Annotated in this window: 11 protein-coding genes, 1 tRNA gene and 1 other RNA gene; 1 reads left to right on the top strand and 12 read right to left on the bottom strand. The window is 47.8% G+C overall.

Going from position 1 to position 14,733, the window contains the following annotated elements; translation table 11 throughout:
• Positions 1-120: 120 nt before the first annotated feature.
• The 3 genes from mfd to E4N66_RS01445 form a co-directional block, all read right to left on the bottom strand.
• Positions 121-3,612 carry a transcription-repair coupling factor gene (mfd, locus tag E4N66_RS01455; protein ID WP_253728686.1) on the bottom strand — a complete coding sequence of 1,164 codons (3,492 nt, stop codon included), beginning with the start codon at positions 3,610-3,612 and terminating at the stop codon, positions 121-123.
• A gap of 67 nt (positions 3,613-3,679) precedes the next feature.
• Entirely contained in the window at positions 3,680-4,333 is a 654-nt protein-coding gene (locus E4N66_RS01450; RefSeq protein ID WP_044014815.1) for a Crp/Fnr family transcriptional regulator, read from the bottom strand.
• Positions 4,326-5,333, bottom strand: coding sequence for a cyclic nucleotide-binding domain-containing protein (locus E4N66_RS01445; protein WP_253728685.1), 1,008 nt, complete (start codon positions 5,331-5,333; stop codon positions 4,326-4,328). The genes E4N66_RS01450 and E4N66_RS01445 overlap by 8 nt, the downstream gene beginning before the upstream one ends.
• Before the next feature lie 124 nt (positions 5,334-5,457).
• On the opposite strand from E4N66_RS01445, the gene E4N66_RS01440 reads away from it, so the two are divergent.
• Positions 5,458-6,318: a PHP domain-containing protein gene (locus tag E4N66_RS01440; RefSeq protein ID WP_044017137.1), complete on the top strand. Its 861-nt coding sequence runs from the start codon at positions 5,458-5,460 to the stop codon at positions 6,316-6,318.
• Positions 6,319-6,428: 110 nt separating this feature from the next.
• Here the strand turns inward: E4N66_RS01440 and grdB are convergent, their stop codons facing one another.
• The 9 genes from grdB to E4N66_RS01395 all read right to left on the bottom strand — a co-directional run bounded on the left by grdB (position 6,429) and on the right by E4N66_RS01395 (position 14,731).
• A complete protein-coding gene (grdB, locus tag E4N66_RS01435) occupies positions 6,429-7,718 on the bottom strand; it encodes a glycine reductase complex selenoprotein B (RefSeq protein ID WP_253728684.1) in 1,290 nt (429 codons plus the stop codon).
• Between the two features lie 10 nt (positions 7,719-7,728).
• Positions 7,729-9,018, bottom strand: a complete 1,290-nt coding sequence (locus E4N66_RS01430; RefSeq protein ID WP_253728683.1) for a glycine/sarcosine/betaine reductase component B subunit — start codon at positions 9,016-9,018, stop codon at positions 7,729-7,731.
• A gap of 86 nt (positions 9,019-9,104) precedes the next feature.
• Positions 9,105-9,566: a threonine/serine exporter family protein gene (locus E4N66_RS01425; protein WP_253728682.1), complete on the bottom strand. Its 462-nt coding sequence runs from the start codon at positions 9,564-9,566 to the stop codon at positions 9,105-9,107.
• Positions 9,566-10,372, bottom strand: coding sequence for a threonine/serine exporter family protein (locus E4N66_RS01420; RefSeq protein WP_253673182.1), 807 nt, complete (start codon positions 10,370-10,372; stop codon positions 9,566-9,568). Before E4N66_RS01420 ends, E4N66_RS01425 begins: the two co-directional genes overlap by 1 nt.
• Before the next feature lie 315 nt (positions 10,373-10,687).
• Complete coding sequence (locus E4N66_RS01415) at positions 10,688-11,188, bottom strand: Smr/MutS family protein (protein ID WP_253673184.1); 501 nt, start codon at positions 11,186-11,188, stop codon at positions 10,688-10,690.
• Between the two features lie 97 nt (positions 11,189-11,285).
• Positions 11,286-13,199 carry a hypothetical protein gene (locus E4N66_RS01410; protein WP_253728681.1) on the bottom strand — a complete coding sequence of 638 codons (1,914 nt, stop codon included), beginning with the start codon at positions 13,197-13,199 and terminating at the stop codon, positions 11,286-11,288.
• A gap of 7 nt (positions 13,200-13,206) precedes the next feature.
• Positions 13,207-14,373, bottom strand: coding sequence for a methionine adenosyltransferase (metK, locus tag E4N66_RS01405; protein ID WP_253728680.1), 1,167 nt, complete (start codon positions 14,371-14,373; stop codon positions 13,207-13,209).
• Between the two features lie 172 nt (positions 14,374-14,545).
• Positions 14,546-14,644: signal recognition particle sRNA small type (ffs, locus tag E4N66_RS01400), an RNA gene on the bottom strand.
• Positions 14,645-14,731 (bottom strand) — tRNA-Ser (locus E4N66_RS01395). It lies immediately after the preceding RNA gene.
• Between the last annotated feature and the right edge of the window lie 2 nt (positions 14,732-14,733).

Genomic DNA, 14,733 nt, shown 5'->3' with positions numbered 1-14,733 from the left:
CTCAATGATTATTTAATACGACAACACACCTTCCGCAAACGAGTTAAATATACCTTCATAACAAATTGTATACCACCGGCACTACCGATACGGTATAGCGTAGTTTAGCTTATTCACATCTCAGCTTAGCTGATTGAGTTTTTCGCTGATAAATTCGCTCTTTTCTTTTAAGCCGATGGAGCCGGTTTCGAGCATGATGACATTCGGCTGCTTTGCATCGAGTTTAACCCGCCCTGCCGACTCTTTTATCATGCGGAGCAATTTATCGATGGAAATCTTTGAGACCTTCGCAAAGGTAATGCGCACGGTTCCGTTCCGCTCTTTAAGCGAGGCGATTGCGAGTTTTGCACAGATAATTTTGATTTCGGCAAGGGCAAGCAGGCTTTCCGCTTCTTCCGGAACGGGGCCGAACCGGTCGGACAGTTCCGCGTAGAGCCTATCCAGTTCTTCCGCGGTACGGACGGCGGCGATTTTTTTGTATATTTCCATCTTTGTTTCCGGCACGCGGATATAGCTGTCGGGGATAAAGCCCGTGTACTCAAGCTCTATGACCGGCTCCGTTTCAGGCTCGTAACCGGCGTTTTGCAGCCGTTCCACCGCCTCTTCCAGCAGGCGAAGATAAAGGTCAAAGCCGACGGAATAAATATCGCCTGACTGTTCTTTTCCCAACAGATTCCCTGCGCCGCGGATTTCCATATCCTTCATCGCAATTTTAAAGCCGGAGCCGAGTTCCGTAAAATCGGAGATAACCTGCAGCCGCTTCATCGCAACCTCCGACAACGCCTTGTTTTCGGGATAGAGGAGGTACGCATAGGCCTTTCTGTCGGAACGTCCGACGCGGCCGCGCAGTTGGTACAGTTGTGAAACGCCGTACATATCGGCACGGTCGATGATGATGGTATTCGCATTGGGGATGTCGATACCGTTTTCGATGATAGTAGTAGCAATGAGGACATGAAAACCGCCCATGTTGAAGCGGCGGAAAATATCTTCAAGTTCGGTTGCGCTCATCTGCCCGTGGGCAATGTCGATAAGCACTTCGGGGATGAGCTGCTGGATCTTATACCGTGTTTCTTCGAGGCTCTCCACGCGGTTATGCAGATAGAACACCTGCCCGCCGCGGTCAACTTCAAAACGGATCGCCTGCGCAATTTTTTCAGGGTCAAACGGAGAAATAACGGTTTCTACCGGACGGCGGTTTTGCGGCGGCGTGGTTAAAAGGCTCATGTCGCGGATTTTTAACAGACTGATATGCAGGGTACGCGGGATGGGGGTCGCACTCAAAGAGAGGCAGTCGATATTCGTCTTCATCTGCTTGAGCCGTTCCTTGTCTTTAACCCCGAACCGCTGTTCCTCGTCAACAATCATCAGGCCTAAATCTTTAAACTGCACGTCTTTCTGAATCACGCGGTGCGTACCGATAACGATATCAAGCTCGCCGTTTTTCAGCTGGGTTAAAACTTTTTTCTGTTCAGCCTTTGAAACGAAACGAGACAGCCGTGCAAGTTTTACCGGAAATTTTTGAAAGCGTTCTTGGAAGGTATCAAAGTGCTGCTCCGCAAGGATGGTAGTCGGGGCTAAAAAGGCTGCCTGCTTTCCGCTCATCACCGCCTTAAATGCCGCCCGCATCGCAATTTCCGTCTTACCGTAGCCGACGTCGCCGCAGATGAGCCGATCCATCGGTATCGGTTTTTCCATATCGGCCTTTACATCGGCAATACAGGTCAGCTGATCTTCCGTTTCCTCATACGGGAAAGCGGCTTCAAAAGCGGTTTGCCATTCGTTGTCTTTCGCAAAGGCAAAACCGGCGGCGGCTTTGCGGCGGGAATAAAGGTCGATGAGTTTATCGGCGATATCTTCAACCGACTTTTTAACCTTGTTTTTCCGGTTTTCCCACGCCTTAGACCCGATGATATCCAGCCGCGGCGCTTCGCCTTCATTGCCGATATATCGCTGCACGAGGTTCGCCTGCTCGATCGGGATAAACACCGTTTCGTCCTGCGCGTATAGCAGGTTGATATAGTCGCGTTCATGCCCCAGTGTTTTGACCCGCTCAATCCCCTTAAACTGCCCGATACCGTAGTTGACGTGGACAACATAGTCGCCGGGATTAAGTTCCACAAAGGTATCGATAACCGAGCTTTTAACCTGTTTAACCGATTTCGGGATACGCCGCCGCCTGCCGAAAATTTCGTTTTCCTGAATAACGAGTATTTTCAGCTCGGGGATGCCGAAGCCGGAAGAAAGCGTGAGCGGCAGCACGGTGGCTTTAATATCCTTGAGCAATTCGCCGATACGGAGCGCCTGCGCATCGCTTTCCGCAAATACAAAAATACGCCAGCCTTCCTGCTGTAAATGCGTTAATTCTTCTTTTAGATACACGATATTGCCGAAAAAACTGCGCGGCGGGTCGCAGTTAAATACAATCGACGCTCCGGTTTCATCCAATTCTTTCAGCGTCCGGAGGAAAAGACTTTGCAGATAGCTTTCGGTCAACTCCGTAAAGGGCAGCAAAAGGCGCTGCGGCATGGGATATTCGGTAATCAAAAGGTTATGCTTGATGTCGTCGTCGATTGCGCGGGTGATTTTATTATATAAGCCGTGGTATTCCCGCTCCAGTGCCTCCGCCGCATTCCGCTGCCGGTCGTAGTCCATGTACAGAAGAACCGCAGGTTTCGAAGCGCCGCCGTGCAGATACTCAAGATAATCAAGGACGCTTGCAGGTTTTTCAAAACAGAGCGGATAAAAAAGCTCTTCACCGTCAAAGGCTCGGTGTTCTTTTAAGTGCGCAATCAGCTTTTCCGTACCTTCGGCAGTAAATTCGGGCATATTATGCACATTCCGTTCGAACGCGGCGATCCGCTCATCATCCCAGATAACTTCTTTCATCGGATAGAGCGTCAGGCTGTCAAATTCTTCAACCGAGGCCTGCGTGTGCATATCGAAGGACTTTATCTTTTCGGTAGTAGTAAAGTCGAATTGGATACGGTAGGCGGTATGCTGCGAGCCTTTGTTAGCAGCGGCGCAGACATCGAGTACCTCGCCTCGAAGCGCAAACTCGCCCCGGACGCTTACCCGCGGCACCCGCGTATAGCCCCATTGCACCAGCAGCGAAGCTATTTTCTCCGTATCGATTTCCTTACCTTTATAGAGAGTACAGGTGAGTGTTTTAAGGTAGTCGGGCGGCGGAACCGGCGTTAAAAATGCCCGCTGGGTCATTACCGTTACCATGTTTACTGTCGAGCTTGATGTCGCTGAGTCGGATACCGGCGACCCTGCACAGAGTTCAGCTAAAACTTGAGCCCGCTCCGCAAATACCGGCGCGGAGTTTTGTACCGGCCGATAGGCCATATTACCCCACCACGGCAAAACCCGAGCTTGCAATCCTGCAATATCGAGGTCTGCGCGTAGTTCTTCTATTTCTTTTTCCGTCGGTACAACGATACAGAGATGAGCGTTAAAATGCCGGACATATTCGGCTAAGAAAAAAGCGAATATACCGCCTGAAAGTCCGTATATATGATACGGGAAACGCCCTTCCCTCAAAGAGGAAAAAGCGTCTTGCATGGTTTTCCATGAGCGGATACTGTCTTGTAATGTATGTTCTTTCATCACCAATAATTCGTGCAGAGGGTTGCATACCCGCCGTTCCTCGGCAGTGTACGCCGGGATTGTTGATTTAGCCGAAGAAATTGTCTTTTGTACGGCGGGTCGTTACGAAACGGGCAAGGTCAACAATATTTTTTACGATAATGCGGTCGCCGTATACCTCTAACCGCCCCTGATCGGCAAATTTCCGCAACGCATCGCCGGTTGCCTCCGCCGAAAGACCTGCCCATCGGGCGACTTCTTCGGGCGTAATGATAAAGGTACGCATCTGGGTAGAACGGTCAAGATCGGGCTGGGTTTCATCAAGCATCAAGAATACGTCGCCGATACGGGCAACATTATCTTGTATCGTCAAAATCATAAACCGCCGCTTTTGCACGTAAATACGCTTTACAAAGGTCTTTAACAGACGCATTGCAATAGCGGGATTGCCGGTTAAAAGAATTTCAAAGTTTTCTTTATTAAACTCGAGCGCAACAACATCGTCATACGCGATTGCGGAAGCCGAACGGGGGGAATTATCCAAAACGGCCATCTCGCCGAATATCTCCCCCTGTTGTAAAATATCAAGATTTTTTTCTGCTCCGTTGATAATCTTAATCAGCTGAACACGTCCCGATTGAATTAAATAAAAAGATGCCCCGGGTTCAAATTCGGAAAAAATAACCGATCCTTTGGGGAATTTTTTTGCAAAACGGGCAAACGAGGCAAATAAATCAGGCATGAATAGCTCCTTCGCATGTAGCCTGCAATTCTTTAATCTTAGGCACCAGCAGCGGACCTGCCATCGTTAAAGCTTTATCATAGAACGGCAACGCCTTATCGGGGCGATCCATACCTTGATAACAGAGACCGAGGAACATCAAAATTTCTGCAAGTTTTAAAGATTTAGGGAATTGAGTGATAAAACCGGTACCCAATTGAATACACCGGACATATTCCGCTTGTTTATATAAACAGCGGGCTGCCCCTAAATAGGATGCTTCAACATTTGCACCTTGTTTTAACTCGATAATCGTATGGTACTGCTTATACGCATCGGCCCACTTTTGCTGCTTTGCCAAATCTTCAGCAAGCTGGAACGTCAATTCTATGGAGGCATCATTGTTCTGTTCAGGCTGAGCAGCAGCACCGCCGCCGCCGGGCACGGCATTAACACTACCTGCTTGCCGCGCTTCCCCGAAGCTGCGTCCTGCCATCTGTGTCGAATTTGCAATAATCGGCCCGATAGCAGCCAAATGCTTACCGGACGGATAAAGCGCCCGATAGCGCGCTGCTACTTGGGCAGCCGCCTGATAATGCTGTGACTTATAAAAAGCCGTTGCAACCGTGAATAAACCGTCTTCGTTATTTGTCTGCTGTTTACTATCCATCAACGATTCAAGCTGATGATGAATATTTCTCAGTTGTCTGGAAAAAACTTTCAACATTTGAAGAATAATACGCGTATTGGTTTGAGCAAAACTCTCAAATTCGGCAACCGAGAAAGTATATACGAGCGAATCGGTTAAAACCATTGCGCTTTCTTCCCGCGGATAATTCCCAAGTGCGGACTTCACCCCAAAAAACTCACCGGTTTTAATATATTCCGTTACCTGCGCGCCGGTTTCAATATCAAGCGAATTAAGTGCAATATGTCCGCTATGCAGCAAAAATACTCGAGCATCAAAATCGCCTGAAAAATAAATTACTGAATTTGCGCTGTATTGAACAGCCTTTGGCATTTTGTCCTCCGTACCACACGCAGTTCTCAACTCTAATTAACGGTAAGAACTATCTGTAAGGATTATATCATACCTTGCGGAAAAAACCTAGTGCATTATACATCTTTTTGCTATAATGATTGCTATGGTAGATTTGCATACTCACTCCACTGCTTCCGACGGCACTTTTTCGCCGGCGGAACTGGCAGCGGAAGCCCATAAAGCCGGTCTTTCGTTGTTTGCCCTTACCGACCACGACACGGTAGCAGGGGTTGCGGAGGCTCAGCAGGCAGGAGAGACTCTCGGCATCCGTGTTTTACCGGGAATAGAAATCAGCGTTGAATGGCAACCGGGGGAGCTGCATCTACTCGGGCTTGGAATCGATATTGAAAATAAAACTCTGTGCAGTCTTATGCAGTATGCTCAGGCAAAGCGGCTGGAACGGAACCGTAAGATAATAGAAAAATTCAATGAGGCGGGAATTGTAATCGATGAAGAAAAGCTTGCCCAACTCGCCGGTGGAGCGGTAATCGGACGGCCTCATTTTGCAAAGTATCTTGTACAGGAAAAAAAGGCAAAATCCATTCAAGACGCCTTTCTTAAATACCTAGCCAAAGGACGGCCGTTTTATATTGAAAAGGAATGTTTACCGCTTGCGGAAGCGATAGAAGCTATTAAAGCCGCTCGCGGAGTTCCCGTTTTGGCTCATCCGATGTCGCTCTATCTTTCGTGGGGAAAACTGCCCGAAACGATTGCTCAATTCAAGGAGCAAGGCTTAGTAGGCCTTGAAGCATGGCATTCGGGAGCACGTTATGGGGAATGCGTCCGGCTGCAAGCATTAGCGGAAGAACTCGGATTGATTGTTACCGCCGGCAGCGACTTCCACGGTAAGAACCGTAAAGATGTGTATTTAGGCAGAACCGCAGCCCACCTTCCGATTGAAGACCGTTTTTTTACCGATAACCTGCTCCCTGCCCTCGCTGCAGTAAATGAAAGCTACCGGTAACAGCATTACATTATAAAAACGCCCTCTAAGACGATGTGTTTTAGAGGGCGTTCACACAAGAACAGCTTGTTTTGACTATCAGCTAACGGCCGGAACCGTTAGCCGGTCGTTTAGAAAACAGTTTGTTCCGTGATGGGTGTTTGTAAGGCTTTTAAGGCTTTTTCGACAAGCGCGCGGCGTAATTCTTTTTCGTCCTTTGCGTTCATCGTCGGGTTTCCGAGCGGGTGAGGAATTGCTACCGCCGGTACAATTCTGTTCGCTCCTACTGTTTTTGAAATCGGGACTACGGTCGCAATATGCACAACCGGTAAAACTTTTTCAATTTCTTTGACCATCGTTGCACCGCAACGAGTACAGGTGCCTCACGTGGAGGTAAGAATAACCGCCTGCACTCCGGCGTTTACAAGCTTTCCGGCAATTTCGGAAGCGAAACGCTTTGCATTCGCAACACTGGTACCGTTACCGACGGTTGTGTAATACAGTTCATGCAGCTTTCCGATTTTGTGTTCTCGTTCCATATCGCGCAATACATCGACCGGTAAAACACGGTTGGGATTGGCATTACAGTACGTGGGGTCATAACCGCCGTGCGCCGTTTCGCTGTTTTCGGAAGTCAGTTCGTTAATTCCTTTCAGGGAGTATTCACCATAGTGGGAAGCGGAAGATGCTTCGATATGATCGGGGTTTCCCTTAGGAACAACACCGCCTGAGGTAACCAATGCGATAACCGCCTTGGAAATATCGCTAACAGGAGCATGCGGAGGAACACGGTCGAACACCGGCATCGGATATTCGGTAACGAATGCTTCGCCCTTGAGTTTCTGCACAAGCATATCGACGGCACGTTTTGCACCGCGCTCTTTTGCAAAGTAATTCTGACGGATACCGCGCGGCAATAAGCCGTCGGCTGCCGGGTCAATTGTTCCGCCGTTTAATATTTTCTTCGCGACAGCTGCGATTGCCGGTACCGCTTTGCGCATATCGGCAGCAGAGTTCTTGGTCTTTACCGTATACATAAAGGCTTTGAACACGTCGTAACCGGGGTTCTCTTCGTACAAACCGGAGATAGCAGGGATGCCAAGCGCAGCAGCCGCTTTTGCAGCACCGCCGCACGCCATACCGTAACGGCCGGCGTTAAAACCGGGGCCGGCAATCAGCAAGTCCGCTTCGTTTTTCTTTAAAACATCTTGGATAAATGCCATACACTCATCGGTGTGGTCGTTAAAATAGTTATCACCGCAGATAATTGTCTTAACAATTTTTCCTCCGTCGCCGAGTGCAGCCTGAATCCCCATACCGGGGCCGGCATTTCCGTCGATTACTTCAATTTTGTAATCGGCAACATCTTCTCCACCCTTTCCGGCAAAGAATTGGTTGATATAATGTACAATCTTTTTCATTGTTTACCTCTTATAATCCGCATGCGGATAAATTCCAGAAGCCCAGCTCGTTGGTTGCGCCGGTAATAACCTGTAATTCCGCTTCGATACTGCCATCCTCGTGTAAACTGCCTTCCCATGCCCCTGCAATAACGTTGGCCTGTTGGGGATCGCCGATAACCAAGTCCATCTTAGGCAGTTTGATAACCTGATTGGCATTCCCGTTCGACACCACGGCATCCGCAGAAGGATGAGCATCCGCAAGCGACTGGCTCGCGCCGTCCTGCCCCGCGTATTCGTCGGTCAGCAATACGGTTTTAATGCCCTTTGCGGCAATCTTGCGGCAGTTCATCATCAAGTCGGCATCGGGGTTACCGAAGCCTTCTTCGGAGATAATCACCGCATCAAGGCCGAGCTGTTCCGCAAGCCGTGCGGTTAAAGAAGAAGAGCGTTCTTTATCGGCAAGCGTTACGTTCTCGTTGGTTACGATGACGCCGATAAAGTTGTAATCCTTTCCGTGCCGCTTATACAGTTCGTGGATAACAGGGCTGTTCTGATGTACATAGGTCGGGTTTTTATCGCAGGCGGAAACGCAGTTACCGCTCACGACTGCGCCGTCCATTGCCTCAGTGGGATACATAATGGTGGGTACAATCTGCTTAACGTCGATACCATAATAGTAGGTGTCATGCAGCAATCCCTGACTTTGGAGTGCATAGACATAGCCAACCTTCGGCAGATTGGGATATTGCTTAGCTTGTTCAATCGGGTTTAAGGTTTCGTACACTTCGGTTTCTGCCGGAGCAACAGACTTTGCGGCATTACCCAAATAGCGGGCAGCTTTAAGCCCCATCAAGCGCAGCGATTTTTCTTTAACCGCACGAGTGGTGTCATCTTTCACGGTGCCTTTTACCACAAGGTTAACTGTGCGGGAAAACGGCGTATAGTCGGCGCCGGGGCCGCTCATATCGATAATTCCTTCTTGGAACCCGACAACGGTACCGGTTGTTACAACCGCTGCACCGCGAAGCACGGCAGTTTTGCCCGATCCGACCGTATCTTCCTCACCGGTAAAGAACCCGGGAAAACAAACACCGCTGCCTTCGATTTTACAGCGCGGTTCAATAACATCTTTAACGGAAATAATACGGGTTTTATCACCCGGTTTAGTAATTGTCAGTGAAACATCAGTGATAAGCGGATCTTCTTTAATAAGCGAAATCAGTTCATCTTTGTTTATTTCAAGACAAGTTCCCTTGATAGCAGTTTTACTGGAAAACCTCATCTCATGAATAGGGATAATTCCCAGTTCAAGCTTCATATCGACCTCCTATACTTTTTTGCAAGGGGCGGACTATCCCCTAAGTATACAGGGATATTTTATTGCAATTAACCTAGGCTGTCAATTTAGTCTATTCTGTATTTTTTTCTTTTATAGTCTGTATGCGCTTGTCTAACCATGCGGACAATTGAGGTGGCAAGGATGATGCCGACTGCTATCGCAACTGCCATAAAGCATGAATGGACACCTTCAGCAATTCCCTTATCAAGATCTCCCCGTACAAAGAAAAGCATCGATCGATACACGCGGAAACCGGGAACTAACGGAATAACACCGATAACGATAAAAGAAGTTGCAGGGGTTTTTTGGATTACGGCAAAGACTTCGGCAAGAAGACCGACTATAATGGCGGACAAGAGATTGGCAAAAATATAGCTGACTTGAGGAACATCGAGTACTAACAAAATTGTCCATCCGATTGCACCGTTTGCTGCGGCAAGCAGTAATGTACGCTTTTGAACATTGAACAAGACACCGAAGCCGAGACAGCTGACAAAGGAGAGTATCGTATGGGCATAGATCGGCATCACAGTCCTCCTAAGATTGAATAGAGCATGAGGATACTACCGACACCGAAAGCAATGGCAATGGCAACCAGAACCGCCTCTCCGATACGCGCAATACCGGAGATAAGGTCTCCCGAAATAAAGTCTCTAATACCTGCAGTGAATGCAACACCGGGAACAAGGGCGAGTGCGGCACCGACGATGATATTATCGAGATTATCGACTAATTTAATTTCGAAAGATATTATAGAAATAATCCCTACGAACATACTTGCGACAAAATTACCGGTAAAGACGGTGCGGGAACGAGCCATTATTTTATCGCTGATAAAAACGGCAATATATGAGGCAAAAAACGCCGCAACAAAGTCTCCGAATTTTCCGCCTACTAATACCGCAAAAAGACCGCATCCGATGCCGGTCGCAAAGAGAACAAACCGGTATGGATAACCTTTGTATTGATCTATTTTGCGTAAGCAATCCATTGCTTCGGATATATCAATACGGCCTTCCACAAAATTACGGGAAAAATCACTCACTAATGTAATTTTAGCAATATTGTTGCTCCGCTTTTTTATATTTTTTGTATAGAGTACGTTTTCGCCGTCACCGTTTGCAATAAACAGCACGGTGGGCGTAACAAACGGAGTAATATCGTGGACGCCGCCCGCTTCGCTTATCCGCACAATCGTTTCCTCGGCGCGGTACATCTCTGCTCCGTTCCGAATAAGAAGCTCTCCGGCATAGAGCGCTATCTGCATTACTAAAGCATGCCGAGCGAGGGGATTGTCCTTTTCCCTAGCTACAATATCCGACTGGGTATCCATAATAATTGCTGATTGTAATTCTTTTTAACTATTATGGCAATAAGTTTAGTCGAGGTAAACGCATCAGGTATTTTTTGATATTCCCGCAGAATATTTGCAAAGAGCATGTCCAGAAGTGTACGTCCGTGTACACTTCTGGACGCGAGTTTTTGCATTGCAAAAACATCGCTGCTGCGTAAAACTCCGGACATCCGTGTCCGTTCTGAAACTACGAGGCGCGAACAAAAATAAAGCGGAGACGTACTTGTTGTACGTTGAGCATTTATTTTTGTGCAGCAACAAAGTAGATACGCCATATATTTGCAAAAGAGACGGTTATTTCAATATCACCCACGTTGAGCCCGTCCCTCCGTCACGTCCTTTGGGATGGCCTGTTTCGCCTGCATGGGTATTTGTTTCTAAGAATTTTTGTACAAACCGCGCCAATACAGGCCCGTTTTGAGAATGATTCCCTTTACCGTGAATGATGAGTATTTTTTGATACTCTCTCCGCACGGAATCTTCAAAAAAAGTAACCAACGCGCCATACGCTTCTTCAAGCGTCATGCCATGCAAGTCGATTTCTGCCTGCGGACGCATTGTCCGTAGCCGCCGCTTTTCGGCTAGATTATCAAAAAAGGAAATATTTTCGGAATTATCCGCATCTTTATCATAAATGCCGTAACGCCGCACCCAATAATCCATCGGATTGAGCGTTTGGGTAGTTTCAACGGCATACGCTGCTGCCGGATTTTTTGCATCTTTACGCATTCGCTTCTTTCCATAAGGCTGTTGAGTCTGAGTTTCCCATTGATTCAGTATCGCTTCAAAATTCATAATTTTCCCTCTCACGGAAATAAAGATAAAAAAAATAAACAATGAACTACAAAAAACGTTTCAATAATTTTTCAATAATATTGAAATTTATCGATTTTTATAAAGTTTCCATATTTGCCAAATAAATTCTTCCGCCTTTTATCCCCCATGCCGTATATAAAAAAGACTCCATGTGCGCAGCAGCCTGCATAAAACCAGCTGCCTTGGTCTTGCGTATGTATCTGCAAAGCGCCGGTTCAACCGCACTCATTAAACGGAACCATGCAATCTGTGTAAAATACTGCTGAAGAAAACTGCTGCTTTGTTGAAGGAGATACGCCATAAATTCATTTTGCATCAAGTAATCGTCATCCGTGTCATACTGCAGCGACGGATATATTTCAAAATAACGGCGCAAAAACAACACTGCGCGCGGATTTGTCTTTCGAAAAGCCTCCGTTACCGTATCACGGAAGCTTTCTTCCGTAAAATAAATACCGTGCAGACATTCGTGGGTAATAAACCGGTAACGGAGATCCCGCTCAGATTGACGGCTTATAGATACGATTGCGCCCTCCCCCGCCTCAATGCCGGCTTCAGTACGAATAATAATGCCGTTACGGAAAAGGATTTTCCGTAAATGTAATTCCGCTTTGTTAAGTGGGAAAGATTCCGCTTCAGCCTTCTGAAAGAATGCCGCAAGCATTTCGGCTCTATAGTCATGGGCATTAAAGCCATGAAGAGAAGCAAGCTCTTCATCAAAAAGGAGCTTTCCTGTAAAGCCTTTTTTTTCCGCAAAGAACGAAAGCCGTTTAAGATAGGCATCCTGCACTGAATAGTCGGCAAAATCAAAGATCAACACCGAAGGAAACTGTTCCCATGAAAACAGCTCGTAAGAGGGCTGCCGCCATTGTTCTTGCTGCCAATCCAGAATAAGCCCCGGATCGGCAGTAATCGGAGTCATCAGGGAGGGGGTAGAATATTCGATCGTAACACCACAGACCATGGCTGCCATATCTGCCTGCCCACCCGTATCAGAAAGCGTATCCGTATTGGATAACCGTTCCGCGCCGGTTTGTTCAATAGTAAAAAAAGCATCGGGAAAAAGGCAGCCGTCAAGCGTAAGGCGATATACATTCGGTGCGCGATATACGGATATGCTTTTATCCCCGCATTGGAACGAAAGGCGCGGCTGTTTTTGCCCTGCCGTCAGATTAACCGGTTGGGTCTTGTCAAAATGAATACCGATAGAGTCCCTACCGCCTTTTCCGGCATACCGTGCCTGTATGACAGCTGACGGCTTCGGTAACTCCGTGCGTAATGGTACGTTTGCTTCGGTACATAATTCCGGCGGAATAACATCTCCATCGGCGGTTGTACCGTACCACAGTGCAGCCCCATCTTTTAACCAACCGTACCGAACGGGTACGATAGCCGCACTTTTCAGCTTTAGCGCCGATTTCGCCGAAACCATAAAGCCCCTAATATGAGCTGTCCCTACGGCTATGCCTGCAAAGCCGATGCTGACCGTAAGGGGTCCTCGCGGCAGCAGCTTCGCTGTAACGAGATGCTGCGGGCGGAAGTTTTCTTTTAACTTACCGAAAGCGGAAAAATCGTTTGCATAAAGCAGTCCTACGGCAAATTGGGCAGCATCAGTTTGAATAGCGTTTGGGTTGATAGGTGCTGTGCGGCTCGATTGACCGGTGAACTCTAACGGTTCAAACTCCAGCTCGAGGGCATATAAGCCGGAATCGGTTAAACCGAACATTGTAGGGCTTTTTTCAAAAGCAAAGTACATGGCATCGGATTTTTCCGGATCATCTATCGTACCCGTTTGGGCATTTGTATTTAAAGCCTTGAGCGGCACGCACCGGCTCTGCATACCGGAAGCAGATGCAGCTAATAGATAAACCGCAGTATCATCCCTGTCTGCCGGCAATGCAAGCGATACCGACGACGCGGGATCGGCACAAGAGGTACATAACCAAGAGGTAAAAACTAAAACAAGAACGCCCCGCAGCAGGATATGCATGTTGCTGCTATTTTATAGCTGCTTTTAGAGCGTCAATCTTATCGGTTTTTTCCCAACTGAATTCGGGGCGGCCGAAGTGTCCGTAGGCAGCGGTCGCTTGGTAAATAGGTTTACGTAAATCCAATGTCTTGATAATACCGGCAGGGCTGAGGTCGAATACCTGCTGAACGGCTTTTTCGATTGCATCTTCCGGAACCTTTGCGGTACCGAAGGAATCTACCCGAATCGAAACGGGAAACGGTACCCCGATAGCATAGGCAAGCTGCAACTCGCACCGTTCGGCAAATCCTGCTGCAACGATATTCTTTGCAACATAGCGCGCCATATATGCGGCTGAACGGTCTACCTTGGTCGGGTCTTTGCCGGAGAAAGCGCCGCCGCCGTGCCGCCCCATACCGCCGTAGGTATCCACGATGATCTTCCGCCCCGTTAAACCGGTGTCGCCGAAGGGACCTCCGATAACAAAGCGGCCGGTCGGGTTAATAAAGAATTTTGTCTTTGAATCCAGTAAACCGGTCGGTTCAAGAACGGGTTTAACAATCTTTTCGATAATCGCTTCTTTTAATGAGGCATAAGCAATTTCGGGGTCGTGCTGATGGGAGATAACAACCGTATCGATACGCACGGGTTTATCTCCTTCGTATTCTACCGTTACTTGACTCTTTGCATCGGGGCGCAGCCAATCGATTTCTTTCGACTTACGCAGCTGTGATGCCTTCCGCAGCAGCTTATGCGCATACATGATAGGGGCAGGCATCAATTCCGGTGTTTCTTTACACGCATAGCCGAACATCATCCCCTGATCCCCTGCGCCCATTTGGTTCTGATACTCACTAAGTCCGGTACCGTTTACCCCTTGCGCAATGTCAGGCGATTGAGCGTGAATCATGCTTAAAACAGCCATGGAGTTGCAGTCAAGTCCAAATGCGGAATCGGTATAGCCGATTTCCCGTGCGATATTGCGGGCTGTTTGCTGTATATCAACAAAAGTATTGGTGGTAATCTCTCCGCCGATAAGGATTAACGCAGTTGAAGCAAAGGTTTCGCACGCAACATGGCTTCCGGGATCATCACGTAAGCAAGCGTCCAAAACAGCATCAGAAATTTGATCACACAGTTTATCGGGATGGCCTTCTCCGACCGATTCCGAGGTAAATAATTTATGTTCGTTCATTATTACTCCTATCATTAAAAGTGTTACGAAGCAGTCGCTATCATACCGCTATCAGTCTAAATGTACAAGTTGCTTGTTAGCCGATACGATCACCATTCCGATGCAATGGCTATTCTATAGAATAAATTGGAGAGATACGGTCAACTGAAAAAGAAAATTTACAGAGGATATAAAAAACCGGGAGCACTACGGCACAAGAAGAATTAATCTACCGCTGCTTCCTTCCGGATCTGACGGGGTTTGAAAAACCTTCTTTGCATAGGTCCCGGTACGGAGAGAGAGGGATTCGAACCCTCGGTACCCTTCCGGGCACACACGACTTCCAATCGTGTACCTTCGACCACTCGGACATCTCTCCAA

This window comes from Treponema sp. OMZ 857, from assembly GCF_024181085.1.
GTDB lineage: Bacteria > Spirochaetota > Spirochaetia > Treponematales > Treponemataceae > Treponema.
This window is presented reverse-complemented; position numbering and strand designations above follow the sequence as displayed.

Coding starts and splice junctions, on each gene's coding strand:
- E4N66_RS01450 (WP_044014815.1), bottom strand. CDS start 4,333: ATGCCTGATTTATTTGCCTCGTTTGCCCGTTTTGCAAAAAAATTCCCC.
- E4N66_RS01440 (WP_044017137.1), top strand. CDS start 5,458: ATGGTAGATTTGCATACTCACTCCACTGCTTCCGACGGCACTTTTTCG.
- E4N66_RS01420 (WP_253673182.1), bottom strand. CDS start 10,372: ATGGATACCCAGTCGGATATTGTAGCTAGGGAAAAGGACAATCCCCTC.
- mfd (WP_253728686.1), bottom strand. CDS start 3,612: ATGAAAGAACATACATTACAAGACAGTATCCGCTCATGGAAAACCATG.
- E4N66_RS01410 (WP_253728681.1), bottom strand. CDS start 13,199: ATGCATATCCTGCTGCGGGGCGTTCTTGTTTTAGTTTTTACCTCTTGG.
- E4N66_RS01430 (WP_253728683.1), bottom strand. CDS start 9,018: ATGAAGCTTGAACTGGGAATTATCCCTATTCATGAGATGAGGTTTTCC.
- E4N66_RS01415 (WP_253673184.1), bottom strand. CDS start 11,188: ATGAATTTTGAAGCGATACTGAATCAATGGGAAACTCAGACTCAACAG.
- E4N66_RS01425 (WP_253728682.1), bottom strand. CDS start 9,566: ATGCCGATCTATGCCCATACGATACTCTCCTTTGTCAGCTGTCTCGGC.
- E4N66_RS01445 (WP_253728685.1), bottom strand. CDS start 5,333: ATGCCAAAGGCTGTTCAATACAGCGCAAATTCAGTAATTTATTTTTCA.
- metK (WP_253728680.1), bottom strand. CDS start 14,373: ATGAACGAACATAAATTATTTACCTCGGAATCGGTCGGAGAAGGCCAT.